The following is a 25,704-nucleotide window of genomic DNA, read 5'->3' as shown; positions in this document are numbered from 1 at the left end:
GGTGGGGGAGGGGTCGCTCAGGCGGCGGGGGAGTCGGCCCCCTTGCCCGCACCGGCCCGCCCGGCGAGCTGGCGCACGTAGTTTCCGTAGCTGGAGTCGCCGAGTTCGCGGCCCAGCGCGAAGCACTGCTCGTGGCTGATGAACCCCATCCGCAGGGCGATCTCCTCGACGCACGCGATCCGCTCGCCCTGGCGCTGCTCCAGCAGCTGGACGTACTGGCCGGCCTGGAGGAGCGAGTCGTGCGTGCCCATGTCCAGCCAGGCGAAGCCGCGGCCCAGCTCGTTGAGGCGGGCCCGGCCCTGCGCGAGGTAGACCCGGTTGACGTCGGTGATCTCCAGCTCGCCGCGGGCGGACGGGGTCAGCCCGCGGGCGATCTCCACCACGTCGTTGTCGTACAGGTAGAGGCCGGTGACCGCCAGGTTGGAGCGCGGCTTGACCGGCTTCTCCACCAGCGACAGCAGCCGCCCTTCGGAGTCCACCTCGCCGACCCCGTAGCGCTGCGGGTCCTGGACGGGGTAGCCGAACAGTTCACAGCCGTCCAGGCGGCGCGCGGCCTGCGAGATCAACGAGGAGAAACCGGGGCCGTGGAAGACGTTGTCCCCCAGGATCAGCGCCACCGGGCTGTCGCCGATGTGCTCCTCGCCGATGAGGAAGGCCTCCGCGATGCCGCGCGGCTCGTCCTGCTCGGCGTAGTTCAGCTCCAGGCCGAGCTGGGAGCCGTCGCCCAGCAGGGCCCGGAACATGTCCAGGTGGTTCTTGGCCGAGATGATCTGGATGTCCCGGATGCCGGCCAGCATCAGCACCGACAACGGGTAGTAGATCATCGGCTTGTCGTACACCGGCAGGAGCTGCTTCGACAGCGTCCCGGTCAGCGGCCGCAGCCGGGTGCCGCTCCCGCCCGCCAGGATGATGCCCTTGAGCGGACGGCGCGGGCCGCTGCCGCCCAGCGTCGACACGGGCGGGAGGGAGGGGAGGGAGGGAAGGGACGGAACCTCAATCATGGCTGCTCTCCGTGGCGTCACGGACCGCCGTGATGACGGTCTCTACGTCCTTCGCGGTCAGCTGCGGCCCCATGGGCAGGCTCAGCACCTCGGCGGCCAGACGCTCGGAGTGGGGCAGCTCGCCGGCAACGGTGCCCGCGTAGGCATCCGACCGGTGGACGGCGACCGGGTAGTGGACCAGGCTCTCCACCCCGGCTCCGGTCAGCGCCCGCCGCAGCCGGTCGCGGTGCGGCGTGCGCAGTACGTACTGGTGCCAGACCGGCGCCGCCCAGGAGCGGACCGCCGGAACACTCACCCCCGGCAGGCCCGCCAGGCCCTGCGAGTACCGGGTGGCGACGGCGTCCCGGCGGGCGTTCCACGCGTCGAGCCGGGACAGCTTCACGCGCAGCGCCGCCGCCTGGATCTCGTCCAGACGGGAGTTGGTGCCGCGCGCCTCGTGCCGGTACTTCTCGCGCGAGCCGTAGTTGCGCAGCAGCCGGATCCGCTCCGCCAGCTCCCGGTCGGCGGTGACGACGGCGCCGCCGTCGCCCAGCGCGCCCAGGTTCTTGCCCGGGTAGAAGCTGAACGCCGCCGCGTAGCGGGAGCCGATGCGCCGGCCCCGGTAGCGGGCCCCGTGCGCCTGCGCCGCGTCCTCCACGACCGGGATGCCCCGGGGCGCGGTGACGGCGTCGATCGCGTCCAGGTCCACCGGGTGCCCGTACGTGTGCACCGGCATCACCGCCTTGGTGCGCGGGGTGATCGCGGCTTCCAGCCGCCCGGGGTCGATCAGGAACGAGTCCGGCTCCGGCTCCACCGGTACCGGACGGGCGCCGGTGGCGGACACCGCGAGCCACGTCGCGATGAAGGTGTGCCCGGGGACGACGACCTCGTCGCCCTCCCCGATCCCCAGCGCCCGCAGCGTCAGCTCCAGGGCGTCCAGGCCGCTGCCCAGTCCCACGCAGTGCGCGTTCTCGCAGTAGCGGGCGAACTCCTCTTCGAAGGCCGCCAGTTCCGCGCCCAGCAGGTACCGGCCGGAGCGGGTCACCCGCAGCACCGCCGCGTCGAGTTCCTCCTGCACCCCGTCCAGCGCGTGCAGGTCCCGCAGGTCGTGGAAGGGGACGAGCGCCTGCTCCGTCACCGCGGCCGGAGCCACCGCAGCCGAGGTCACCGTCGCCGAAGTCACCGTCGCCGAAGTCATCGCGGCCTCCTCACGTCGGCCAGGAACTCCTCGTAGTCGCGGTAGTAGTCCGCCTCGTCGTAGTGCAGCGAGGCCAGGACCAGGGCGACCGCGCCCTCGGAGAAGTCGCTCAGGTCCCGCCACACCATCGGGCCGACGTACAGGCCCCGGCCGGCGTCGTCCAGCGCGTACCGCGCCCGCCGCTCCCCGTCGTCCACGGTGATCGTGAAACTGCCGTGCACGGCGATGATCAACTGCTCCAGCGCGCGGTGCGCGTGGCCGCCCCGCGAGGAACCCGGGTCCGGGTCGTGCAGGTAGTACACCCGCCGGATCGGGAAGCCCGCCGTCCATTCGGACTCGACGACCGACAGGTTGCCCCGCTCGTCGTTGTGCTGCTCCAAGTCGATGAAGGCACAAGGTTTGACCCTGCCCACCTTCGCTTCTGTGGTGATGCCCACGGCCATGCGATCGCGCTCCCTCGTTGCCTGGTCCGGACCCGGTCGGGTTCCTGGGCGCGGACGCCTCAGCCGCGGACGACGGAGACCGGCAGGTGGCGGGCGGTCAGCTCGTCGGCCTCGTAGAACTCCGCCCGGTCGTGGCCGACCGAGAACGAGGAGAACGTGTCGAAGAACAGGTTCAGGAACACCTTCGCCTCGATCCGCGCGAGGAACGCGCCCAGACAGTGGTGGATGCCGTGCCCGAACGCCATGTGCTTGTTCGCGGACCGGCGGATGTCGAAGGTGTCCGGGTCCGGGAACTGCGCGCCGTCACGGTTGGCCGAGGCGCTCCACGCCGTCACCATCTGGCCGGCCTTCATCGGCACGCCCAGGATGTCGGTGTCCTGCGTCAGCAGCCGGAAGATGTTGTTGAACGGGCCGCGGAAACGCAGCGTCTCCTCGATGGCGCCCGGGATCAGCGAGCGGTCGGCCCGCAGCTCGGCCTGCGCCTGCGGATGCCGGTCCAGGACGATGAGCAGGTTGGCCAGCAGCGTGGCGCTGGAGATGTGGCCCGCCGTCAGCAGCAGCGCCACGATGTTGACGATCTCCTCGTCCGTCAGCCGCCGCCCCTCGACCTCGGACTCGATGAGTCCGCTCATCAGGTCGTCGGTCGGCTCCGCCCGCTTCTCGGCGATCTTCGCGTACAGGTACGCGGCCCACTCCTTGATGGCCGGACCCATCGTCTCCGCGAAGTCGTCCGGGAGGTTCGGGTACTCCATCCCCTCGTTGTTGAGGATGACGTCGACCCACTCGCGGAACAGGTCCTGGTCCGCCGCCGGCACCCCCAGCAGCTCCGCGATCACCGTCACCGGCAGCGGGTACGCGAGGTCCGTGACCGCGTCGATCTCCGTCCGCCCCTCCAGGCCCGCGAGCAGCTCCCGGGTGATCTCCTCGATCCGCGGCTCCAGCGCCGCCATCCGGCGCGGCGTGAACGCCTGGCTGACCAGGCGGCGCAGGGGGCCGTGCTTGGGCGGGTCGATGCCGCCGAAGGTTCCCGGGCCCATCAGGAGCGCCAGCTCCTCCGGGACGGGAAAGACCGGGGAGAAGTCCGAGGAGAAGATCTGCGGGTTCGTGGAGACGGTGTTGTAGTCCTCGTACGAGAACACCTGCCACGCGAAGCGCGTCGAGTCGTAGAAGACGGGCGCCTCGGCACGGGCGCGCGCGAACCACTCCAGCAGCTGCTCTGCGTTCGCGCCCTCCGGCTGGGCCAGCGGGTGCGGCGCCTCGGCGGCCGGCGCCCCTTCCTGGGCCGCCCCGTCCGAGGCGGCCGCTTCCGAGGCCGCCTCGTCCTGGGCGGCGAGGTCCGTGGTCTGTGTCGTCATGAAGGCTTCCTCAGCTCTGGTACGGCAGAAGTGGGGGGGGGAGGGGAGGAGGGGTCGGGCGCGGGGTCAGGCCCCGGCGGGAACGGGCGCCACCAGCCGCTCGATCGCGTCCGCGGCGGCCGCGGGACCGCCCGCCGACTCGATCTCGTGGCGCAGCCGCGCCACCGCGTCGCGCACCTTCCCGTCACCGGCGACCGCCAGCACGGTCTCGCGGATCCGCTCCGGCGAGATGTCCTTGCGCAGGATCTTGGCGCCCACACCGAGCTGCTCGACCCGCGTCGCGGTCGCGTGCAGCTCGGCCATCTGCGGAACGCAGATCACCGGCACACCCTCGGAGACGGCCTGGAGCACGGTGCTCGTACCGCCGTGGTTGATCATCAAGGTGGCGTGCCGCAGCACCTCGCCCTGCGGAACGAACTCGTGCACCTGCACGTGCGCCGGAACCTCACCCAGCTCAGCGGGATCCACCCCGCCGGCGTGCGCGATCACCACGTCCCAGGCGAGGTCCGCGAACGCCTCGACGCACGCGCGGAAGAAGGCGGGCTGCTTGTTGTACAGCGTGCCCAGACTGATCAGCGCCAGCGGCCGGCCCGTGGCCGGTGCCTCCCACGCGCCGTGGAAACTGTTCGCGCTCGTACAGGGGCCGACGAAGCCGACCTCCTCGCCGAACGTGTCCCCCGCGTACTGGAACGCCCGCGGCAGGTACACCAGCGCCGGCCCCGAGTGGACCTCGTCCGCGAACGCGCCGATGCTCTTGTCCACACCGTGCTCGGCCAGCAGCTCCGCGATCACCCCGAACAGCTCGCCCGTCTCCGGGTTCTCCTGCTGCTCCTCGGCCGTGTCCACCGGCGGGTGCAGCGACCAGTGCTCGTTCGCCACGTACGTCGGCGTACTGCGGATGACGGGTACGCCCCACTTCGCGGCGAGGATGTGCCCGCTCCAGAACGAGGACGGATCGCACACGAACACGTCCGGACGCGCGTCCTCGAAGTGCGCCTCGAAACCCGGAAGCGTCTGCCGCGTCAGCTCCAGCATCCACTTCATCATGTTCACGAACTCCTGTTGGTCCGTGTACGCGGCCGAGTCCTGCTGCGGCACCATCGTGGCCAGGAACCGGTCCTGGTCCATCGGGTACGGGAGGAACTCCGCGCCCGTCGCGAGCACCCGCTCGGCGTAGTTCTCCGACAGGGCGTAGCTGACCCGGTGGCCGCGCGCGACGAGCTCCCGCGCCACGGACAGCGTCGGATTCACATGACCCGCCGCAGGGAGAATGAAGAAGGCGATATGCGCCATCGAGCCAGCCTTTCGAAGCAAAAATGGATATGGCTTGTCGATGCAACGGAAATTACGGGGACCGGTCGGACGGCGCAAGTGCGGACTTGACACAGTGTCCGACGGCTCAACCTCGTGGCCCGACCCTGCGCCGGTCTCCTCAAATCACCATGGAATTCAACTCGACCGGCGCTCGAACGTCCGAGGTGAATAGGGCCGAGTTGACATAATCCAATTCATCCTCGCGGGGACGACGGCGCGCTGTTGTTGGGTGGCAAAGGTCCGCGTACAGAGGAGATTCAGCCATGACCTGCCCTCATGCCGCCGCCGGATCCGTCCGGACGTACCCCTTCGGTGACCGCGTCGACCTCGAACTCGACCCGGCCTACGCCGAACTGCGGGCCGGCGAACCCGTGGTCCGGGTCCGCATGCCCTACGGCGGCGAAGCCTGGCTCCTCACCCGCCACGCCGACATCAAGAAGGCCTCCGCCGACCCGCGCCTGAGCATGCACGCCGGCGCCGACCGCGACGTCCCCCGCGCCGCCCCCCGCGGCCTCGACTCCGTCGGCCTCATGGGCATGCCCCCCGAGAGCCACGCCCGACTGCGCCGCCTGGTCTCCCGCGCCTTCACCGCCCGCCGCGTCGCCGAGCTGCGCCCCCGTATCGCCGAGATCACCCACGGCCTCATCGACGGACTCATCGCCGACGGCGGTCCCGCCGACCTCGTCCAGCGCCTCGCCCTGCCGCTGCCCACCGCCGTGATCTGCGAAATGCTCGGCATCCCCCACGAGGACCGGCACGTCTTCCGCGCCTTCACCGAAGCCCTCATGTCCAGCAGCCGCTACACCGAACAGGAAGTCGCCGAAGCCGCCGAACAGTACGCCGACTACCTGCGGGGATACGTAGCCAAACGGCGTGCCCAGCCCGAAGACGACCTGCTCAGCGCCCTCGTCGAAGCCCACGACGAAGGCGGGCAGCTCAGCGGGAACGAGCTGCTCATGCTCGTCGGCGGCATGCTCATCGGCGGGCACGAAACCACCGCCGGACAGCTCGCCGGCCACGTCGCCCTCCTGCTGCGCGACCGCAGCCGCTACGAGGAACTCCGCGCCCGTCCCGAACTGGTACCCACCGCAGTCGAGGAACTCCTGCGCGTCGTCCCCCTGTGGGCCAGCGTCGGCCCCACCCGGATCGTCACCGAAGACGTGGAGATCGGCGGCGTCACCCTCCGCGCCGGCGAAGCCGTCGTCTACTCCCTGGCCTCCGCCAACCGCGACGAAAGCGTCTTCGAGAACGCCTCCGACCTCGTCCTCGACCGCACGAACAACCCGCACATCGCCTTCGGCCAGGGCCCCCACTACTGCCTCGGCGCACCACTGGCCCGCGCCGAACTCCAGTGCGCCCTCGAAGCCCTCATCACCCGGCTCCCCGGCCTGCGGCTCGCCGTCCCCGCCGACGAACTCGCCTGGCACGAGGGAATGCTCGTCCGCGGACCCGTGGAACTCCCCGTCGCCTGGTGACCACGCCCGCGGCACGCCCGGCCCTTCCCGCTCTCGCGAATTCCTCGAATTTCGTCTCGTCCCTGGCCATGGAGAACCAATGACCCCCAAGACCGGTGAGCAGCACGTGGGTGAAAACGACATAGCCGTCGTGGGGATGTCCTGCCGACTGCCCGGAGCGGCGAACCCGGCGGAATTCTGGGAACTCCTGCGCAACGGCCGCCAGTCCGTCACCCGGCAGGAAGACGGCACCTGGCGCGCGGCCCTGGACGGCCACGGCGAATTCGACTCCGAATTCTTCGCGATGAGCGCGGCCCAGGCGGCCGCCACCGACCCCCAGCAGCGACTCGTACTCGAACTCGGCTGGGAGGCCCTGGAACACGCCGGCATCGTCCCCGCCCGGCTCTCCGGCACCCGCACCGGCGTGTACGTCGCCATCGCCTCCGACGACTACGCCACCCTCGCCCAGCGCACCGAAGCCCCCGCCGGCGGCTACAGCGCGGCCGGCCGGTACCGCGCCATGGCCGCCAACCGCCTCTCCTACCTCCTCGGACTGCGCGGCCCCAGCATGGCCGTCGACACCGCCCAGTCCTCCTCGCTCGTCGCCGTACACCTCGCCTGCGAAAGCCTGCGCCGCGGCGAGACGGAACTCGCCGTCGTCGGCGGCGTCAACCTCATCCTGGCCGACGAGAGCACCTCCCTCATGGAGAGCATGGGGGCGCTCTCCCCCGACGGCCGCTGCCACACCTTCGACGCCCGCGCCAACGGCTACGTACGCGGCGAGGGCGGTGCCGCCGTCGTACTGAAGCCGCTGCGCCGGGCGCTGGCCGACGGCGACCCCGTGCACGCCGTCATCAAGGGCGGCGCCGTCAACAACGACGGCGGCGGCCCGAGCCTGACCACCCCCGACCGGGCCGCCCAGGAAGCGGTGCTCCGCGAAGCCTACGAACGGGCCGGTGTCCGGCCCGGCGACGTCCGCTTCGTGGAGCTCCACGGCACCGGCACCCGCGCGGGCGACCCCGTCGAAGCCGCGGCCCTCGGCGCCGTCCTCGGCACGGCCCGCACCGGGTCCCCCCTCGCCGTCGGCTCCGCCAAGACCAACGTCGGCCACCTCGAAAGCGCCGCCGGACTCGTCGGCCTGCTCAAGGCCGTGCTCGCCGTCCGCGAAGGCGAACTCCCGCCGAGCCTCAACTACACCAGCGCCCACCCGGACATCCCGCTCGACGAGCTGAACCTGAGCGTCCAGACCGAGCTGGAACCGTGGACCGAGGAGCCCGGGCGGCGCCGCCTCGCCGGCGTCTCCTCCTTCGGCATGGGCGGCACCAACGCCCACCTCGTCCTCGAAGAGGCCCCGACGGCAGAAACGGCCGCCGTGTCCGGCCGACGGCTGGCCGTGCTTCCCTTCGTCGTCTCCGGCCGCACCGCCGAAGGTCTCCGGGACCAGGCCGCACGGCTCAGCGCATGCGTCGAGCACGGCCCGGAGCTGGAACTTGCCGACGTGGCCTGGACCCTCGCCGCCGCCCGCACGACCTTCGGCCACCGCGCGGTGGTCCTGGCGGCCGACCGGGAGGAATTCCTGACCCGGCTGGAGCGGTCCGCCGTCCACGGGGTGGCCGGTGAGACCGGGCGTCGGGTGTTGGTGTTCCCGGGGCAGGGGACGCAGTGGGTGGGGATGGGTGCGGGGCTGTTGGAGTCCTCGCCGGTGTTCGCGGCGCGGTTGCGGGAGTGTGCGGAGGCGTTGGCGCCGTTCGTGGACTTCGACGTGGTCGAAGTGGTCCGGGAGGGCCGTTCGCTGGACCGGGTGGATGTGGTCCAGCCGGTGACGTGGGCGGTGATGGTGTCCCTGGCCGCGCTGTGGCGGTCGCTGGGTGTGGTGCCGGATGCGGTGGTGGGGCATTCGCAGGGCGAGATCGCTGCTGCCGCCGTCTCCGGCGCGTTGTCGTTGGAGGATGCGGCCCGGGTGGTGGCCCTCCGTGCGGCGGTGATCGGGCGGGAGCTGGCCGGGCTGGGCGGGATGGCGTCGATTCCTCTGCCTCTGGTTGAGGTCGAGGCACGGCTTGCGGGATGGGACGGGCGGCTGGGTATCGCGGCCGTCAACGGTCCCTCCAGCACGGTCGTGGCGGGTGACGCCGATGCCATCGTGGAGTTCGTCGCCGCCGCGCAGGCGGAGGACATCCGGGCCCGTCAGGTGCCGGTCGACTACGCCTCCCACTCCGCGCACGTCGAGCGGATCGAAACCGAACTCCTCGACGTCCTCGGCCCGATCCGGCCGCAGCGGCCCGAGGTCCCCTTCTACTCGACGGTGACGGGCGGACTGCTGACCGAGCCGGTGCTGGACGCCGCGTACTGGTACCGGAACCTGCGCAACCCCGTCCGCTTCGAGGAAACCCTCCGCACGCTGCTCGCCGACGGCTTCGGTACCTACGTGGAGTCCAGCGCCCACCCCGTCCTGACGATCGGCATCCAGGAGACCGCGGAGGCGGCGGGCGTCGACGTCCTGGCGGCCGGCTCGCTGCGCCGCGACGACGGTGGTCTGGAGCGCGTGCTGACATCCGCCGCCGAGCTGTTCGTACGCGGCGTCGACATCGACTGGGCCGCCCTCTTCGAGGGCACCGGCGCCCGTCTGACCGACCTGCCGACGTACGCCTTCCAGCGCACCCACCACTGGCTCACCTCCGGCGCCGACGACGAAAAGCCGGCCACGCCCGCCGCCGACACCGCCGAGACCCTGCTCAGCCGCGAGCTGCGCGGCCGGTCCGCCGACGAGCAACTGGACCACGTCCTGGACCTGGTGCGCGTCCACGCGGCCGGAGTGCTCGGCTACCCCACCGCCGAATCCGTCACCGCCGAGCACACCTTCAAGGAGCAGGGCTTCGAGTCCGTCCAGGGCATCGAGCTGCGCAACCGGCTCCGGGCCGCGACCGGACTGCGCCTGCCCACCACCCTCATCTACGACGCCCCGACCCCGCTCGCCGTCGCCCGCATGATCCGGGACGCGGCCGCCGCCGAGGCCGGCAGTGAGCCCGCCGCCGCCCCCGAGCAGCGTCGCGAGCGCCGGCCGGTGGAGGACGGGGACGCCCTGGCGATCGTGGGGATGGCGTGTCGTTTCCCGGGTGGGGTGGGCTCGCCGGAGGGTTTGTGGGATCTGGTGTCGTCGGGTGTGGATGCGGTGTCTCCGTTCCCGGGTGACCGTGGGTGGGACGTGGAGTCGTTGTTTGATCCGGAGCCTGGTGTTCCGGGGCGTTCGTATGTGCGGGAGGGTGGTTTCCTGCATGAGGCGGGGGAGTTCGATGCGGACTTCTTCGGTATTTCGCCGCGTGAGGCGGTGGCGATGGATCCGCAGCAGCGGTTGCTGTTGGAGACGTCGTGGGAGGCGTTGGAGCGGGCGGGTATTCCGGCTTCGTCGTTGCGGGGATCCCGCGCGGGCGTCTTCGTCGGTGCTATGTCGCAGGAGTACGGCCCCCGGCTGTACGAGCCCGCCCAGGGCTACGAGGGCTACCTCCTCACGGGCAACACGGCCAGCGTCATGTCCGGCCGCATCGCGTATGCCCTGGGCCTGGAAGGCCCGGCGGTCACCGTCGACACGGCCTGCTCCTCCTCCCTCGTCGCCCTCCACCTGGCCGCCCAGTCCCTGCGCTCCGGCGAATGCGACCTCGCCTTCGCGGGCGGCGTCTCGGTGATGGCCGCACCCGGTCTGTTCGTGGAGTTCTCGCAGCAGCGGGGGCTTGCGGGGGATGGCCGGGTGAAGGCGTTCTCGGATGCGGCGGACGGTACGGGCTGGGCCGAGGGTGTGGGGATGCTGCTGGTGATGCGGCTGTCTGACGCGGTGGCCGGGGGTCATCGGGTGTGGGCGGTGGTGCGGGGTTCGGCGGTGAACCAGGACGGTGCGAGCAATGGGTTGACGGCGCCGAACGGTCCGTCGCAGCAGCGGGTGATCCGGGCGGCGTTGGAGAGTGCCGGTCTGGGTGTGGCTGATGTGGATGTGGTGGAGGCGCATGGTACGGGGACCCGGTTGGGGGATCCGATCGAGGCGCAGGCGTTGTTGGCGACGTACGGGCAGCGGCCGGTGGACGGTGAGCCGTTGTGGTTGGGGTCGTTGAAGTCGAACATCGGGCATGCGCAGGCTGCTGCGGGTGTGGGTGGTGTCATCAAGATGGTGATGGCGCTGGAGCACGGGAGGCTGCCGAAGTCCCTGCATGTGGATGTGCCGTCGTCGCAGGTGGATTGGGAGGCGGGTGCTGTCTCTCTCTTGACGGAGGAGCGGGCGTGGCCGGAGGTGGGGCGTCCGCGCAGGGCGGGTGTGTCGTCGTTCGGGGTGAGCGGGACGAACGCGCACGTGATCCTGGAGCAGGCTCCGGTGGTGGAGTCGGTGGTGGAGTCCGCTGAGCGGGAACTGCCGGTCGTTCCCCTCGTCCTCACCGCCAAGTCCGAGACCGCACTGCGCGCCCAGAGCGCCCGCCTGGACGCGCACCTGGAGCAGAACCCCGCCCTCCGTCCCCTGGACGTGGCCCTGAGCCTCGCGACCGGCCGCTCGATGCTGGAACACCGCTCGGTCACCCTGGGACCGACGGTCGTGGAGGGCGTCGCAGGCACCCCGGGCCGTCGGGTGTTGGTGTTCCCGGGGCAGGGGACGCAGTGGGTGGGGATGGGTGCGGGGCTGTTGGAGTCCTCGCCGGTGTTCGCGGCGCGGTTGCGGGAGTGCGCGGACGCGCTGGCGCCGTTCGTGGACTTCGACGTGGTCCAGGTGGTGCGGGAGGGCCGTTCGCTGGACCGGGTGGATGTGGTCCAGCCGGTGACGTGGGCGGTGATGGTGTCGCTGGCCGCGCTGTGGCGCTCCCTGGGTGTGGTGCCGGATGCGGTCGTGGGGCATTCGCAGGGCGAGATCGCCGCTGCCGCCGTCTCCGGCGCGCTGTCACTGGAGGACGCCGCCCGGGTGGTGGCCCTCCGTGCCGCAGTGATCGGCCGGGAACTGGCCGGGCTGGGCGGCATGGCGTCGATTCCTCTGCCTCTGGTTGAGGTGGAGGCACGGCTGGAGGCGTGGTCGGGGCGGCTGGGTATCGCCGCCGTCAACGGCCCCTCCAGCACGGTCGTGGCGGGTGACGCGGATGCCATCGTGGAGTTCGTCGCTGCCGCGCAGGCGGAGGACATCCGGGCCCGTCAGGTGCCGGTCGACTACGCCTCGCACTCCGCACATGTGGAGCGGATCGAAGCCGAGCTGCTGGAGGTGCTGGGCCCGATCACCCCGCGCCGGGCCGACGTCCCGTTCTACTCCACCGTCACCGCCGAACTCGCCGACACCACCACCCTCGACGCCGCCTACTGGTACCGGAACCTGCGCCAGCCCGTGCGTTTTGAGGAAACGATCCGTTCGTTGGTGGCGAAGGGTTTCGGGACGTTCATCGAGTCGAGTGCCCACCCGGTGCTGACGATGGGGATCCAGGAGACGGCCGATGTCGTGGCGGGTGGTTCGCTGCGCCGTGACGAGGGCGGCCTGGAGCGGTTCCTTGTTTCTGTCGCCGAGCTGTTCGTGCGTGGTGTGGAGGTCGATTGGGCGGCTGTGTTCGAGGGGACGGGTGCCCGTCGGGTGGATCTGCCGACGTATCCGTTCCAGCGTGCGCATTACTGGCTGGAGCCTTCCGCCCCGGCCCACGCGCCTGCTTCTTCTGCTGCTGATGGTGTCGATGCGTGGCGTTATCGTGCCACGTGGAAGGGCCTGTCCGGTGGTTCGGCGTCCCGGCTCGACGGCCGGTGGCTGCTCGTCGTCCCGCACGGTCTGGACGCCGAGCTGGTCGAGGCGGTGGAGGCGGCGCTGGCCCGTCACGGTGCCCGCGCCGAGCGGCTGGCCGTCGACCCGGCCACCGCCACCCGTACCGCGCTGGCCGCGCGATTCACCGCCCTCACCACCCACGGCGACGACGCCCCCACCGGCATCCTCTCCCTCTTCTCCCTCCTGTCTTCGCCCGAGGTGCTCCCGGCGACCCTCGCGCTCGTCCAGGCCGCTCAGGACGCCGCCCCCGGCTCCGCCCGCGTATGGGCCCTGACCCGCGAGGCCGTCGCCGTGTCCCCCGGTGAGCTTCCGGCTGACATCGGCGCCCAGGTGTGGGCCTTCGCCCGGGTCGCCGCCCTCGAACTGCCCGCCCTCTGGGGCGGCGTCGTCGACCTCCCCGCTCAGCCCGACGCCCGCGCCTGGGACCGGCTGGCCGCGGCCCTCGCCCGTACCGATGGCGAGGACCAGGTGGCCGTCCGCGCCTCCGGCACGTACGGGCGCCGCATCAGCCGTGTCGCCGCCGCCACTGCCGTCGCCGCCGCGACGGACGGCGGCCGCTGGCGCGCCCGTGGCACCGTCCTGGTCACCGGCGGCACCGGCGCGCTCGGCGCCCACGTCGCGCGCTGGCTCGTGCGCAACGGGGCCGAGCACCTCGTCCTCACCAGCCGGCGCGGTCCCGACGCGCCCGGGGCCCTGGAACTGGCCGCCGAACTGCGCGCCCTGGGCGCCGACGTCACCCTCGCGGCCTGCGACGTCTCAGACCGCACCGCGCTCGACGCGCTCCTGGAGGCCCACCCGCCGACCGCCGTCTTCCACACCGCCGGCGTCCTCAACGACGGTGTGATCGGCACGATCTCCGGCGACAGCTTCCGCGAGATCGCCGCTCCCAAGGCCGACGCGGCCCGCCACCTGCACGAACTCACCCGTGCGCGGGGGCTCGAACTCGACGCGTTCGTCCTCTTCTCCTCCGTCACCGGCACCTGGGGCAACGGCGGCCAGGCCGCCTACGCCGCCGCCAACGCCTCGCTCGACGTACTCGCCGAACAGCGCCGCGCCCAAGGCCTGCCCGCGACCTCCGTCGCCTGGGGCCTGTGGGGCGGGCGCGGCATGGCCGAAGGCGCGGGGGAGGAGAGCCTGGGACGCCGGGGCATCCGGGCGATGGACCCCGAGGAAGGCATCGAAGCCCTGCACCGCGCCCTCGACCAAGGGGACGTCTGCGTCACCGTGGTCGACGTCGACTGGGCGGAGTTCGCCCCCCGCACCGCTGCCCTCCGCCCCGGTCACCTCTTCGACACGGTGCACGAGGCCCGGCGCGCCCTGGAGGAGGAGCGGGGGCGTGCCGCCGCGGACTCCGCCGCCGGACCCGCCGACGGATTGGCCCGGCGGCTCGCCGGGCTCCCGGAAGCCGAACGCAGCCGCGTCCTCGTGGAACTGGTCCGGACCGAGGCCGCCGCGGTGCTGCGGCACCCCGGCACCGACGCCATCCGGCCCGACCGGGCCTTCAAGGACGCCGGGTTCGACTCCCTCACCGCCCTCGAGCTGCGCAACCGCCTCACCCGGGCCACCGGGCTCAACCTGCCCGCCACCGTCGTCTTCGACCGGCCCAACCCGTCCGTCCTCGCCGCCCACCTGCTCGGCACGCTCCTGGGCGCCGACGCCGCGGCCGCGCCGCTTACGGCCCCCGCCGCGGCTGCCGCCGTCGCTTCCGGCGGCGAGGACGACCCCGTCGTCATCGTCGGCATGGCCTGCCGCTTCCCCGGCGGCGCCGACAGCCCGGAGGCGCTGTGGGACCTGGTCATGGACGAGCGGGACGTGATCGGGGCCGCGCCCCTGGACCGCGGCTGGAACCTGGACGACGTCTACGAACCCGACCCCGAGGCCGGCCGACGCGGTACGACGTACGTCCGCGAAGGCGGTTTCCTGTACGACGCCGCCGAGTTCGACGCCGACTTCTTCGGGATCTCCCCCCGCGAGGCCCTGGTCATGGACCCGCAGCAGCGGCTCCTCCTGGAAACCTCCTGGGAGGCCCTCGAACGGGCGGGCATCGACCCCCGGTCGCTGCGCGGAACCCGCACCGGCGTCTACGCGGGCCTCACCCACCAGGAGTACGCCTCCAGGCTCCACGAGGCCTCGGAGGAACACGAGGGGCACCTGCTCACCGGGAAGTCCGCGAGCGTCGTGTCCGGCCGCATCTCCTACGTACTGGGCCTGGAAGGCCCCTCCCTTTCCGTCGACACGGCCTGCTCCTCCTCGCTGGTCGCCCTGCACCTGGCCGCCCAGGCGGTCAGGGCCGGTGAATGCGACCTGGCCCTGGCCGGCGGTGTCACCGTCATGGCGGCGCCCGGACTCTTCGTGGAGTTCTCCCGCCAGCGCGGCCTCGCCGCCGACGGCCGCAGCAAGGCCTTCGCCGACGCCGCCGACGGCACCAGCTGGGCCGAGGGCGCCGGCATGGTCCTCGTGGAGCGGCTCTCGGACGCCCGGCGCAACGGCCACCCCGTACTCGCCGTCATCCGTGGCGACGCCGTCAACCAGGACGGCGCCAGCAACGGCCTCACCGCCCCCAACGGCCCCTCCCAGGAACGCGTCATCGCCCAGGCACTGGCACACGCCGGTCTCGGGGCCGAGGACGTCGACGTCGTGGAGGCGCACGGTACGGGCACGCGCCTCGGCGACCCCATCGAGGCGCAGGCGCTGCTCGCGACCTACGGCCGGCGGCCCGCCGAACGGCCGCTGTGGCTCGGGTCGCTCAAGTCCAACATCGGTCACCCGCAGGCGGCCGCCGGGGTGGGCGGCGTCATCAAGATGGTGATGGCGCTCAGGCACGGGATGCTGCCGAAGACCCTGCACGTCGACGCGCCGTCCTCGAAGGTGGACTGGAGCGCGGGCACCGTATCGCTGCTCACCGAGACGCGGAAGTGGCCCGAGGGCGACCGGCCCCGGCGTGCGGGCGTCTCGGCGTTCGGCGTCAGCGGGACCAACGCCCACGTGATCCTGGAGCAGGCCCCGACCACCGAACCGGCCGCCGAACCGACCACGGAACCGGCCGCCGAACCCACCGCCGAAGCGGCGCCCGAAGCACCGGCCGAAGCGGCGGTGCGCGAGATGCCGGTCGTGCCGCTGGTGGTGTCGGCGAGGACGGCCGCCGGTCTGCACGAGCAGGCCGAACGGCTGCGCGAGCGCCTGGGGCGCGAGGACGTACGGCTGCTCGACGCCGGGTTCACCCTCGCCGCGGGCCGGTCGGTGTTCGAGCACCGGCGGGTGGTCCTCGGGGACACGACGGTCGACGGGGTGGCCGGTGAGACCGGCCGTCGGGTGTTGGTGTTCCCGGGGCAGGGGACGCAGTGGGTGGGGATGGGTGCGGGGCTGTTGGAGTCCTCGCCGGTGTTCGCCGATCGGTTGCGGGAGTGTGCGGAGGCGTTGGCGCCGTTCGTGGACTTCGACGTGGTCGAGGTGGTGCGTGAGGGCCGTTCGCTGGACCGGGTGGATGTGGTCCAGCCGGTGACGTGGGCGGTGATGGTGTCCCTGGCCGCGTTGTGGCGGTCGCTGGGTGTCGTCCCGGATGCGGTCGTCGGTCACTCGCAGGGCGAGATCGCTGCTGCCGCCGTGTCGGGTGCGCTGTCACTGGAGGATGCCGCCCGGGTGGTGGCCCTCCGTGCGGCGGTGATCGGGCGGGAGCTGGCCGGGCTGGGCGGCATGGCGTCCGTTCCTCTGCCTCAGGTTGAGGTGGAGGCACGGCTTGCGGGATGGGCGGGGCGGCTCGGTATCGCCGCCGTCAACGGCCCCTCCAGCACGGTCGTGGCGGGTGACGCCGATGCCATCGTGGAGTTCGTGGCCGCCGCGCAGGCGGAGGACATCCGGGCCCGTCAGGTGCCGGTGGACTACGCCTCGCACTCCGCGCACGTGGAGCGGATCGAAGCGGAACTCCTCGACGTCCTCGGCCCGATCACCCCCCGCCGGCCCGAGGTCCCCTTCTACTCGACGGTGACGGGCGGACTGCTGACCGAACCGGTGCTGGACGCCGGGTACTGGTACCGGAACCTGCGCCAGCCCGTCCGCTTCGAGGAGACCGTCCGCGCACTGGTCACCGACGGCTTCGGGACCTACGTGGAGTCCAGCGCCCACCCCGTCCTGACCATCGGCATCCAGGAGACCGCCGACGTACTCGCCGTCGGTTCGCTGCGACGCGACGAAGGCGGCCTGGAGCGGTTCCTCACCTCCGCCGCCGAGCTGTTCGTGCGCGGCGTCGACATCGACTGGGCCGCACTCTTCGAGGGCACCGGCGCCCGTCTGGCCGACCTGCCGACGTACGCCTTCCAGCGCTCCCACTACTGGGCGCCGACCTCCCCCGCCGGTGTCGGCGACGCCGCCGCCGCGCGGTTCGGGATGGACTGGGAGACGCACCCGCTGCTGGGTGGCGCCCTGCCGCTCGCCGCCGGCGGGGAGGTGCTGTTCGCCGGGCGGATCTCGCGTGCCGAGCAGCCGTGGACCGCCGATCACGCCGTCTCCGGCCGGACCCTGCTGCCCGGCACCGCCTTCGCCGAGCTGGCTCTGCACGCGGCCGCCGCGACGGGTTCGGCCGGACTGGAGGAACTCGGGCTCGAAGCCCCGCTGGTCTTGCCGGGCCGCGGCGGGGTCCGCATCCAGGTACGGGTCGCGGCCCCCGACGAGAGCGGGCGCCGCCGGGTGACCCTGCACTCCCGCCCCGAGGACGACGATGCCGAGTGGACGCGGCACGCCGACGGCGTTCTCCGCCCGGCCGACGCCGCTCCCGCCGTCCCGGCCCGGGCCGTCCCGGCCGAATGGGCCGCGGCGGAGGCCTGGCCGCCGGCCGGTGCCGAGCGCGTGGAGCCGGACGAGGTCTACACGCGGTTCTCCGACCTCGGCTACGAGTACGGGGAGGTCTTCGCCGGAGTCGCCTCGCTGTGGCGGCGTCCCGGCGAGGTCTTCGCCGAAGTCCGTCTCCCCGACCGCGCCCGGGCCGACGCCGCCCACTTCGGTATCCACCCGGCACTCCTGGACGCCGCGCTCCAGCCCTGGCTGGCCGGTGACCTCCTCGCCGTGCCCGCCGGTTCCGTACTGCTCCCGTTCGCCTGGCAGGGCGCGACCCTGCACGCGACCGGCGCCGACGCGCTGCGCGTGCGCCTCGCGCGGACCGGCGAGGGCGCCGTCTCGCTGGAGGCCGTAGACCTGACCGGTGCGCCCGTGCTGACGCTCGACGCGCTCGTGATGCGGCCCGTCCCCCGGGAACGGCTGGACGCGCTGCTCGGTGCGGCCGACGCGGACCTGCCCCTGTACCGGGTCGACTGGCGGCCCGCCGCCGTCGGCCGGGAGCCGGCCGTCCGCACCGCCGTGGTCGGCCCGGACCCCCTGGGGATCGGGGGGCCCGAAGCCGCGCACCCCGACCTGGCGGCGCTGGTGGCCTCGATGGACGCGGGCGCCCCCGCGCCGGACGCCGTCGTCGTCACCTTCCCGGCCCCGGCCGGGGCCGCCGCCGGTGCGCAGGCACCTCTGCCCGCGCCCGGTGAGGTACGCGAACTCACCGCGCGGGGCCTGGCCCTGGTCCAGGAGTGGCTCGGGCAGGACGAGCGGTTCGCCGCGACCCGGCTGGTCGTGCTGACCGAACGGGCCGTCGCCACCACGCCCGGGGAGTCCCCGGCCGGGCTCGCGGCCGCCGCACTGTGGGGCCTCGTACGGTCCGCGCAGAGCGAGCACCCGGACCGGTTCACCCTCGTGGACACGGACGGCGCCCCCTCATCGGCGGCGGCGCTGGCCGGCGCGCTCGCCACCGGGGAGCCGCAGCTCGCGCTGCGCGACGGGCAGGCGTACGCGCCCGCCCTGGGCCGGGCCGAAGCGGTGACCGCCGGGGCCGCGCGGCCGTTCGACCCCGAGGGGACCGTCCTGGTCACCGGCGCCACCGGCACGCTCGGCCGGCTCGTCGCCCGCCACCTCGTCACCTCGTACGGGGCCCGGCGCCTGCTGCTCGCCAGCCGCAGCGGACCCGCCGCCGAAGGGGCCGCCGCCCTCGAAGCGGAACTGACGGCGCTCGGCGCCCGGGTGGAGATCAGCGCCCTCGACACGGGCGACCGCTCCGCGGTGGCGGCGCTGCTCTCGGGGATCCCCGCCGCCCACCCGCTGACCGCGGTGATCCACGCCGCGGGAGTCCTGGACGACGGCGCGGTCACCACGCTCACCCCGCAGCGGCTGGACACCGTACTGCGGCCCAAGGCGGACGCGGCCCTGCACCTGCACGAACTCACCGCCCACCTGCCCCTGTCCGCGTTCGTGCTGTTCTCCGGCGCCGCCGGACTCCTCGGCCGCCCCGGGCAGGCCAACTACGCCGCCGCGAACACCTTCGTGGACGCCCTGGCCCAGCACCGCCGGGCCGCCGGGCTGCCCGCCGTATCCCTCGCCTGGGGACTGTGGGGCGAGGCCAGCGGAATGACCGGGCACCTCTCCGACACCGACCTGCGCCGCATGCGGCGCTCCGGCATCGCGCCCATGGACAACGCGCAGGGCCTCGCCCTCTTCGACCGGGCCCTCGCCGCCCCCGACGCCCTTCTCGTACCGCTGCGCCTGGACGTCCCGGCCCTGCGCCGCGAGCGGGCCGCCCACGGGCCCGACGCCGTACCGGCCCTGCTGCGGGCCCTGGTCCCGGCCGCCGCCGGGACGCCGCGCGCGGCCGCCACCGCGCCGCCCGCCGGCGCGACCGGACCGGGCGGCGACGGCGGCGCGGCGCAGGCACTGGCCCGGCGCCTCGCCGGACTCGACGCCGCCGCCCGCGGCCGGGAACTGCTCGCCCTTGTACGGACGGAGGTCGCCGCCGTACTCGGCTTCACCGGCCCCGAGGCGGTCGAACCCGCCCGCGCCTTCCGCGAGATCGGCTTCGACTCACTCACCGCCGTCGAGCTGCGCAACCGCCTCAACGCCGCCACCGGACTGCGGCTGGCCGCCGCGGTCGTCTTCGACCACCCCACCGCCCAGGCCACCGCCGAGCACATCGACGCGGAACTGCGCGCCGCGGCCGACGGCGGCAAGGAGGCGGGCGAGGCGGCCCTGGCCGGGCTCGACGCCCTGGAGGCGGCCGTCGCGGGCATGGCCGGCGACGACATCCGCCGCGAGACCCTCCGGCGGCGGCTCGCCGCACTCGTCGCCGCCGTCGGCGGCCTCCCGGCGGCGCATCCCGCCGCCACCGCGGACCCGTACCAGGCCGCCGCCGGAGCGCGGCTGGACTCGGCCGACGACGACGAACTTTTCGCCTTCATCGAGGAGCAGCTGTGACGGGCACCCCCCTCTCCCACGCCGACACCCCCGCCCCCGCCGACAACTCGGCGAAGATCAGGGACTACCTCAAGCGGGTCACCGCCGAACTCGTCAGCACCCGGGAACGGCTGCGCACCGTCGAGGAAGCCGCCCGCGAGCCCATCGCGATCGTCTCCATGAGCTGCCGCCTCCCCGGCGGGGTCCGTACCCCCGAGGCCCTCTGGGAGCTCCTGCGGTCGGGCACCGACGCGATCTCCGGCCTGCCCGTGGACCGCGGCTGGGACCTGGAGGCGCTCTACGACCCCGACCCCGGGGCCCCCGGGACCAGCTACGCCCGGGAAGGCGGCTTCCTCTACGACTGCGCCGACTTCGACCCGGAGTTCTTCGGCATCTCCCCCCGCGAGGCCCTCGCCATGGACCCCCAGCAGCGGCTGCTGCTGGAGACCGCCTGGGAGGCCTTCGAACGCGCCGGCCTCACCCGGGACGACGTCCGTGACAGCCGCACCGGCGTCTACGCCGGGGTCATGTACGACGACTACGGCTCCCGCGTCCCGCACACCCCCGGCGCCCGCATCCCCGAAGGCCTGGAGGGCTACCTCGTCAACGGCAGCGCGGGCAGCGTCGCCTCGGGCCGCGTCTCCTACACCTTCGGCCTGCGCGGACCGGCCGTCACCGTCGACACCGCCTGCTCGTCCTCGCTCGTCGCCCTGCACCTCGCCGCGCAGGCCCTGCGGGCCGGAGAGTGCGACCTGGCGCTCGCGGGCGGAGCGACCGTGCTGTCCACGCCCACCATGTTCATCGACTTCTCCCGTCAGCGCGGGCTCGCCCCCGACGGCCGCTGCAAGGCCTTCTCCGACTCGGCCGACGGCACCGGTTTCGGCGAGGGCGCCGGAATGCTGCTGCTCCAGCGGCTGTCCGACGCCCGCCGTGAAGGCCGTACCGTACTGGCCGTCCTCCGCGGCTCCGCCGTCAACCAGGACGGCACCGGCGCCGGCCTCACCGCCCCCAACGGGCCCGCCCAGCAGCGCGTCATCCGCGCCGCCCTGGAGAACGCGGGGCTCACCGCCGACCAGGTCGACGCCGTGGAAGCGCACGGCACCGGCACCGGCCTCGGCGACCCCATCGAGGCGCACGCCCTGCTCGCCACGTACGGCCAGGCCCGCCCGGCCGGAGCGCCCCTGCTGCTCGGCTCCCTCAAGTCCAACATCGGGCACGCCCAGGCCGCCGCCGGGGTGGCCGGGGTGATCAAGACCGTCCTGGCCCTGCGCCACGGCGTCCTGCCCAAGACCCTGCACGCCGAGGAGCCGTCGCGGCAGATCGACTGGACGGCCGGCGCGGTCACCCTGCTCACCGAGACCACCCCCTGGCCCCGGCGCGCCGACGGCCCCCGCCGCGCCGGGGTCTCCGCGTTCGGCGCGAGCGGCACCAACGCCCACGTCATCCTCGAAGCCGCCGAGCAGCCCGCGGGAGCGGGAGCCGGAGCCGGAGCCCGAGCCGAAGACGGAGCCGGAGCCGGAGCCCGAGCCGAAGACGGAGCCGGAGCCGCAGCCCGAGCCGAAGACGGAGCCGCAGCGTCCGACGCGTCGGCCGCGCCCGTCCCCATCGCCTGGGCGCTCTCCGCCCGGGACGTGCCCGCCCTGCGCGCCCAGGCCCGCCGGCTCGCCGACCACCTGGCCGCCCGGCCCGCGGACCCCGCCGCCGTGGCCTCCGTACTGGCCCACCGCCGCACCGCCTTCCCCGAGCGCGCGGTCGTCCTCGGCGAGGACGCCGGGACCCTGCTGCGCGGTCTGGAGTCCCTCGCCGACGACGCCCGCCCGGACACGGGCCTGGTGGTGACCGGCCGGGCCGCCACCGGCAGCCGGCGTACCGCCTTCCTCTTCACCGGCCAGGGCAGCCAGCGTCCCGGGATGGGCCGCGAGCTGTACGCCGCCGAGCCGGTGTTCGCGGCCGCCCTCGACGAGCTGTGCGCCGCCTTCGACCCCCACCTGGAACGCCCCCTGCGCACGGTCATGTTCGCCGCACCCGGGACGCCGGACGCCGGACTGCTCGACCGCACCGAGTACACGCAGCCCGCCCTGTTCGCCCTCGAAGCGGCCCTCCACGCGCTCGTCACCTCGCGCGGCGTCCGCCCCGACGCCGTCGCCGGCCACTCGGTCGGCGAGCTCACCGCCGCCTACGTGGCCGGCGTGTTCAGCCTGCCGGACGCGGCCCGGCTCGTCGCCGCACGCGGCCGGCTGATGGGCGAACTGCCCGGCGGCGGGGCGATGGCCGCGCTCCAGGCCGGAGAGGACGAGGTACGGCCGCAGCTCGCGGGCCGGGAGGCGCGGATCGACCTCGCCGCGGTGAACGGGCCGGCCGCCGTGGTGGTCGCGGGCGACGAGCCGGACGTGGCGGAACTGGTCGAGTACTGGAAGAGCCGCGGCCGCGCCGCCAGGCGGCTGACCGTCAGCCACGCCTTCCACTCGCCGCACATGGACGGCATGTTGACACAGTTCGAAACGATCGCTCGCGGTCTCGAATACCACCCGCCCAAGATTCCTGTCATGTCGAACCTGACCGGACGGCTCGCCACCGGCGAGGACCTGCGCACCGCGGACCACTGGGTCCGCCACGCGCGCCGTCCGGTGCGCTTCCTCGACGGCGTCCGCGCCCTGCGCGCCGAAGGCGTCGACAGCTTCCTGGAACTGGGCCCCGACGCGGTCCTCACCGCCATGACCCGCACGATCCTCGACCACGACGACGACCTCGGCCACGGCCATGACGAGAGCCTCGGCCGCGACCACGACCGGGACACCGCCCCCGTGCGCACGATCGCCGTGCAGCGCCGCCGCAAGCCCGGGGCGCGGGCCTTCGCCGAGGCCATGGCCGCCGCCCACGTCCACGGACTCGGCGCCCGGACCGCCCCCGCCCCCCACCCCGCCGCCGACGCGGAGCTCACCGCACAACTGCCGACCTACGCCTTCCAGCGCTCCCGCTACTGGCTCGACGCCCCCGCCCCCGCGCAGGGGGACGGCCTGGCCGCCGCCGGGGTCGACACCGCCGGACACCCGCTGCTCGCCGCCCGCGTCGAACTCCCCGACGGCCAGGGCACGGTGTGGACGACGACCCTGTCCACCCGCACCCACCCCTGGCTCGCCGGGCACACCGTCGCCGGACGCGTCGTCGTCCCCGGCACGGCCCTCCTCGAAGTCGCCCTCAAGGCCACCTCCACGACCGGGGACCGGGTCGCGGAACTCACCTTCGACGGCCCGCTCGTGCTGCCCGACGAAGCGCCCGTACGGCTGCGCGTCCACCTCGGCGCCGCCGACGCCGACGGGACGCGCCCCCTGCGGATCCACTCCGCCGCAGCCGGTTCCGGCACCGGGTCGAGCGCCGACGACTGGACCCCGCACGCCACCGGCCGCACCGCACCCGGCCCGGCCGCGGCCCCGGACGACACCTTCGCCCCGCTCACCGGCACCTGGCCGCCCGAGGGCGCCGAACCCGTCGCCGTCGAGGCCGAGTACGAGCGGTTCGCCGCCGCCGGGATCGGCTACGGACCCGCGTTCCAGGGCCTGCGGGCCGCCTGGCGAAGGGGCGACGAAGTCTTCGCGTACGCCGCCCTGCGCCCCGAGGAGAGCGCCGACGCCGCCGGCTACGGCCTGCACCCCGCCCTCCTCGACGCCGCCCTGCACGCCGTCACCGCCGCCCGGCCCGACGCCCACGGGCTCGTACCGTTCTCCTGGACCGGAGCCGCCCTGCACGCCCACGGCGCCGACGCCCTGCGGGTACGGATCGCCCCGGCCGGGCCCGACGCCTACGCCGTGAGCGCCGCCGACCCCGAGGGCCGGCCCGTCTTCGCCGCCGCCTCCCTGGCCCTGCGCCGGGTCCGGGCCGACCGGATCGCCGCCGCCGCCGCTGCCGGCACCGGTTCCGCGCCGCTGCTGCGGCCCACCTGGACCCCGCTGGCCACCGACCCCGGACAGCCCGGCGGGACCACGTGGCTGCTCCTCGGCGACCCCGCCCCGGCGCTGGCCGACGCCCTGACCGCCGCCGGAGCGGACGTCCGGACCGCGGCCGATCCCGACGCACCCTTCGCCGACGTACCGGCGGGGCCCGTCCACGCCGTGGCCGACCTGCGCGGAGACGCCCGCGCAGACGGCGCAGACGGCGAAGAGGGTGAAGAGCGCGGAGACGGCCCGCAGGCCGTGGGCCGCCGCGTCCTCGCCCTCGCCCGGCAGTGGCTCGCCGCGGACCGCCCGACCGGATCCCGGCTGACCGTCCTCACCCACCAGGCGGTCACCACCGGCCCCGGACAGCCCGTCACCGACCCCGCCGCCGCCGTCGCCTGGGGCCTGATCCGCTCGGCCCAGACCGAACACCCCGGCCGGTTCGCCCTCGTGGACACCGACGAGCAGCCCGCCTCGTACGCGGCCCTGCCCGCCGCCCTGACCCGCGCCGACGGCGCCGACCAGCTCGCCCTCCGCGCCGGCACCCCCCACGCCCCCGGCGTCGCCCGCGTCACCACGGCGCCCGGCGCCGCCGCCTGGAACCCCGACGGCACCGTCCTCATCACCGGCGGCACCGGCGGCCTGGGCTCCGCCGTGGCCCGCAGGCTGGTCACCGCACACGGCGTACGCCACCTGCTGCTGACCAGCCGGCGCGGCCCCGACGCCCCGGGCGCCGCCGCACTGGCCGCCGCGCTCACCGAAGCCGGCGCCCACACCGTGGAACTCGCCGCCTGCGACGCCGCCGACCGCACCGCCCTCGCGGCGCTCCTCGCACGGATCCCCGCCGAGCGCCCGCTCACCGCGGTCGTCCACACGGCCGGCGTCCTCGACGACGGTCTGCTCACCGCGCAGGATCCCGCGCGCCTCGAAGCCGTCCTGCGGCCCAAGGCCGACGCGGCCCTCGCCCTCCACGACCTGACCCGGGGCCTGGAACTCGACGCGTTCGTCCTGTTCTCCTCGGCCGCCGGACTCCTCGGCAGCGCCGGACAGTCCACCTACGCCGCCGCCAACGCCTACCTCGACGCGTTCGCCTCCTGGCGCCACGGCCAGGGCCTGCCCGCCGTCTCCCTCGGCTGGGGCCCCTGGGCGGGCGCCGGCATGGCAGGCACCCTCGGCGAGACCGACGCGGCCCGACTGCGCCGCAGTGGCATCACCGCCCTCCCGCAAGCCGAGGCCCTCGACCTGTTCGACGCCGCCTGCACCCGCCCGGACGCCGTCCTGCTGCCCCTGCGCATCGACCCCGCCGCCGACCGCACCGCCCTGCCGCCCGTCCTGCGCACGCTCGCCGAGCAGGCGACCCGCCGCGCGGCGGGCACGGTCCGAGCCGGTTCGCCGGCCGCGGACCGCGGGCCGGAGCAGCCCCGGCCGACACTCGCCGACCGGGTCGCCGGTCTGCCCCGGGCCGAACGCTCCGCGCTCGTCCTGGACCTCGTACGGACCGAGGTCGCGGTCGTACTCGGCTACGCGGGCCCGACCGAGGTCGGCGTCCACCGCAGCTTCCGGGAAGCCGGCTTCGACTCGCTCACCGCCGTCGAACTGCGCAACCGGCTCGGCGCCGAGACCGGCCTGCGGCTCACGGCGACCCTCGTCTTCGACCACCCGACGCCCCTGGCCCTCGCCGAGCACATCGACGGGGAACTGCCCGGAGCGGAAGCCTCCCTGCTCGCCCTCATCGGCAGGCTCGGCGAGGAGACCGCCCGGGCCGACCTGGACGACGACGCCCGCGGGAAGGTCGCCGACCGGCTGTCCGCCCTGCTGGCCGGGCTCGGCGTGGCGACCACCACCGCCCCGCCGGAAGCCGCTGCTTCCGACACCCGCACCGACACCGAAACCCCCGCCGGCCCTGCTGCCGGCACCGTCACCGAACTACTCCATTCCGCCTCCGACGACGAACTGTTCCAGCTGCTCGACAGCGGCTTCCGCGCCATTTGAAGCCCTGCACCG

The 25,704-nt window shown here is 74.0% G+C and carries 7 protein-coding genes and 1 pseudogene; 3 read left to right on the top strand and 5 right to left on the bottom strand.

The window, feature by feature from the left end:
* Window positions 1-17: 17 nt before the first annotated feature.
* The 5 genes from rfbA to OG861_RS32940 form a co-directional block, all read right to left on the bottom strand.
* A complete protein-coding gene (rfbA, locus tag OG861_RS32960; RefSeq protein WP_329203108.1) occupies window positions 18-1,001 on the bottom strand; it encodes a glucose-1-phosphate thymidylyltransferase RfbA in 984 nt (327 codons plus the stop codon).
* Window positions 994-2,178, bottom strand: coding sequence for a DegT/DnrJ/EryC1/StrS family aminotransferase (locus OG861_RS32955; RefSeq protein WP_329203110.1), 1,185 nt, complete (start codon window positions 2,176-2,178; stop codon window positions 994-996). The genes rfbA and OG861_RS32955 overlap by 8 nt, the downstream gene beginning before the upstream one ends.
* A complete protein-coding gene (locus OG861_RS32950; RefSeq protein WP_329203112.1) occupies window positions 2,175-2,621 on the bottom strand; it encodes a sugar 3,4-ketoisomerase in 447 nt (148 codons plus the stop codon). The genes OG861_RS32955 and OG861_RS32950 overlap by 4 nt, the downstream gene beginning before the upstream one ends.
* A 59-nt stretch (window positions 2,622-2,680) precedes the next feature.
* A complete protein-coding gene (locus tag OG861_RS32945) occupies window positions 2,681-3,976 on the bottom strand; it encodes a cytochrome P450 (RefSeq protein ID WP_329203114.1) in 1,296 nt (431 codons plus the stop codon).
* 66 nt (window positions 3,977-4,042) lie between these two features.
* Window positions 4,043-5,269 carry a macrolide family glycosyltransferase gene (locus tag OG861_RS32940; protein WP_329203115.1) on the bottom strand — a complete coding sequence of 409 codons (1,227 nt, stop codon included), beginning with the start codon at window positions 5,267-5,269 and terminating at the stop codon, window positions 4,043-4,045.
* A gap of 284 nt (window positions 5,270-5,553) precedes the next feature.
* On the opposite strand from OG861_RS32940, the gene OG861_RS32935 reads away from it, so the two are divergent.
* The 3 genes and pseudogenes from OG861_RS32935 to OG861_RS32925 all read left to right on the top strand — a co-directional run.
* On the top strand, window positions 5,554-6,765 hold the full coding sequence (locus OG861_RS32935) for a cytochrome P450 (RefSeq protein ID WP_329203116.1): 1,212 nt from the start codon (window positions 5,554-5,556) through the stop codon (window positions 6,763-6,765).
* Between the two features lie 79 nt (window positions 6,766-6,844).
* Complete coding sequence (locus tag OG861_RS32930; RefSeq protein WP_330261998.1) at window positions 6,845-19,789, top strand: SDR family NAD(P)-dependent oxidoreductase; 12,945 nt, start codon at window positions 6,845-6,847, stop codon at window positions 19,787-19,789.
* An 83-nt stretch (window positions 19,790-19,872) separates the two neighbouring features.
* A pseudogene (locus OG861_RS32925) lies at window positions 19,873-25,692 on the top strand (SDR family NAD(P)-dependent oxidoreductase); the annotation flags it as partial.
* Window positions 25,693-25,704 lie beyond the last annotated feature (12 nt).

Source organism: Streptomyces sp. NBC_00539, from assembly GCF_036346105.1.
Classification (GTDB): Bacteria; Actinomycetota; Actinomycetes; order Streptomycetales; family Streptomycetaceae; genus Streptomyces.
The sequence above is the reverse complement of the archived record's forward strand: the minus strand, read 5'-3'. Positions and strand labels throughout refer to the sequence as shown.

Excerpts from the sequence above, each read along its gene's own strand:
- rfbA (WP_329203108.1), bottom strand. The coding sequence starts at position 1,001 with ATGATTGAGGTTCCGTCCCTTCCCTCCCTCCCCTCCCTCCCGCCCGTG.
- OG861_RS32955 (WP_329203110.1), bottom strand. The coding sequence starts at position 2,178 with ATGACTTCGGCGACGGTGACTTCGGCGACGGTGACCTCGGCTGCGGTG.
- OG861_RS32950 (WP_329203112.1), bottom strand. The coding sequence starts at position 2,621 with ATGGCCGTGGGCATCACCACAGAAGCGAAGGTGGGCAGGGTCAAACCT.
- OG861_RS32945 (WP_329203114.1), bottom strand. The coding sequence starts at position 3,976 with ATGACGACACAGACCACGGACCTCGCCGCCCAGGACGAGGCGGCCTCG.
- OG861_RS32940 (WP_329203115.1), bottom strand. The coding sequence starts at position 5,269 with ATGGCGCATATCGCCTTCTTCATTCTCCCTGCGGCGGGTCATGTGAAT.
- OG861_RS32935 (WP_329203116.1), top strand. The coding sequence starts at position 5,554 with ATGACCTGCCCTCATGCCGCCGCCGGATCCGTCCGGACGTACCCCTTC.
- OG861_RS32930 (WP_330261998.1), top strand. The coding sequence starts at position 6,845 with ATGACCCCCAAGACCGGTGAGCAGCACGTGGGTGAAAACGACATAGCC.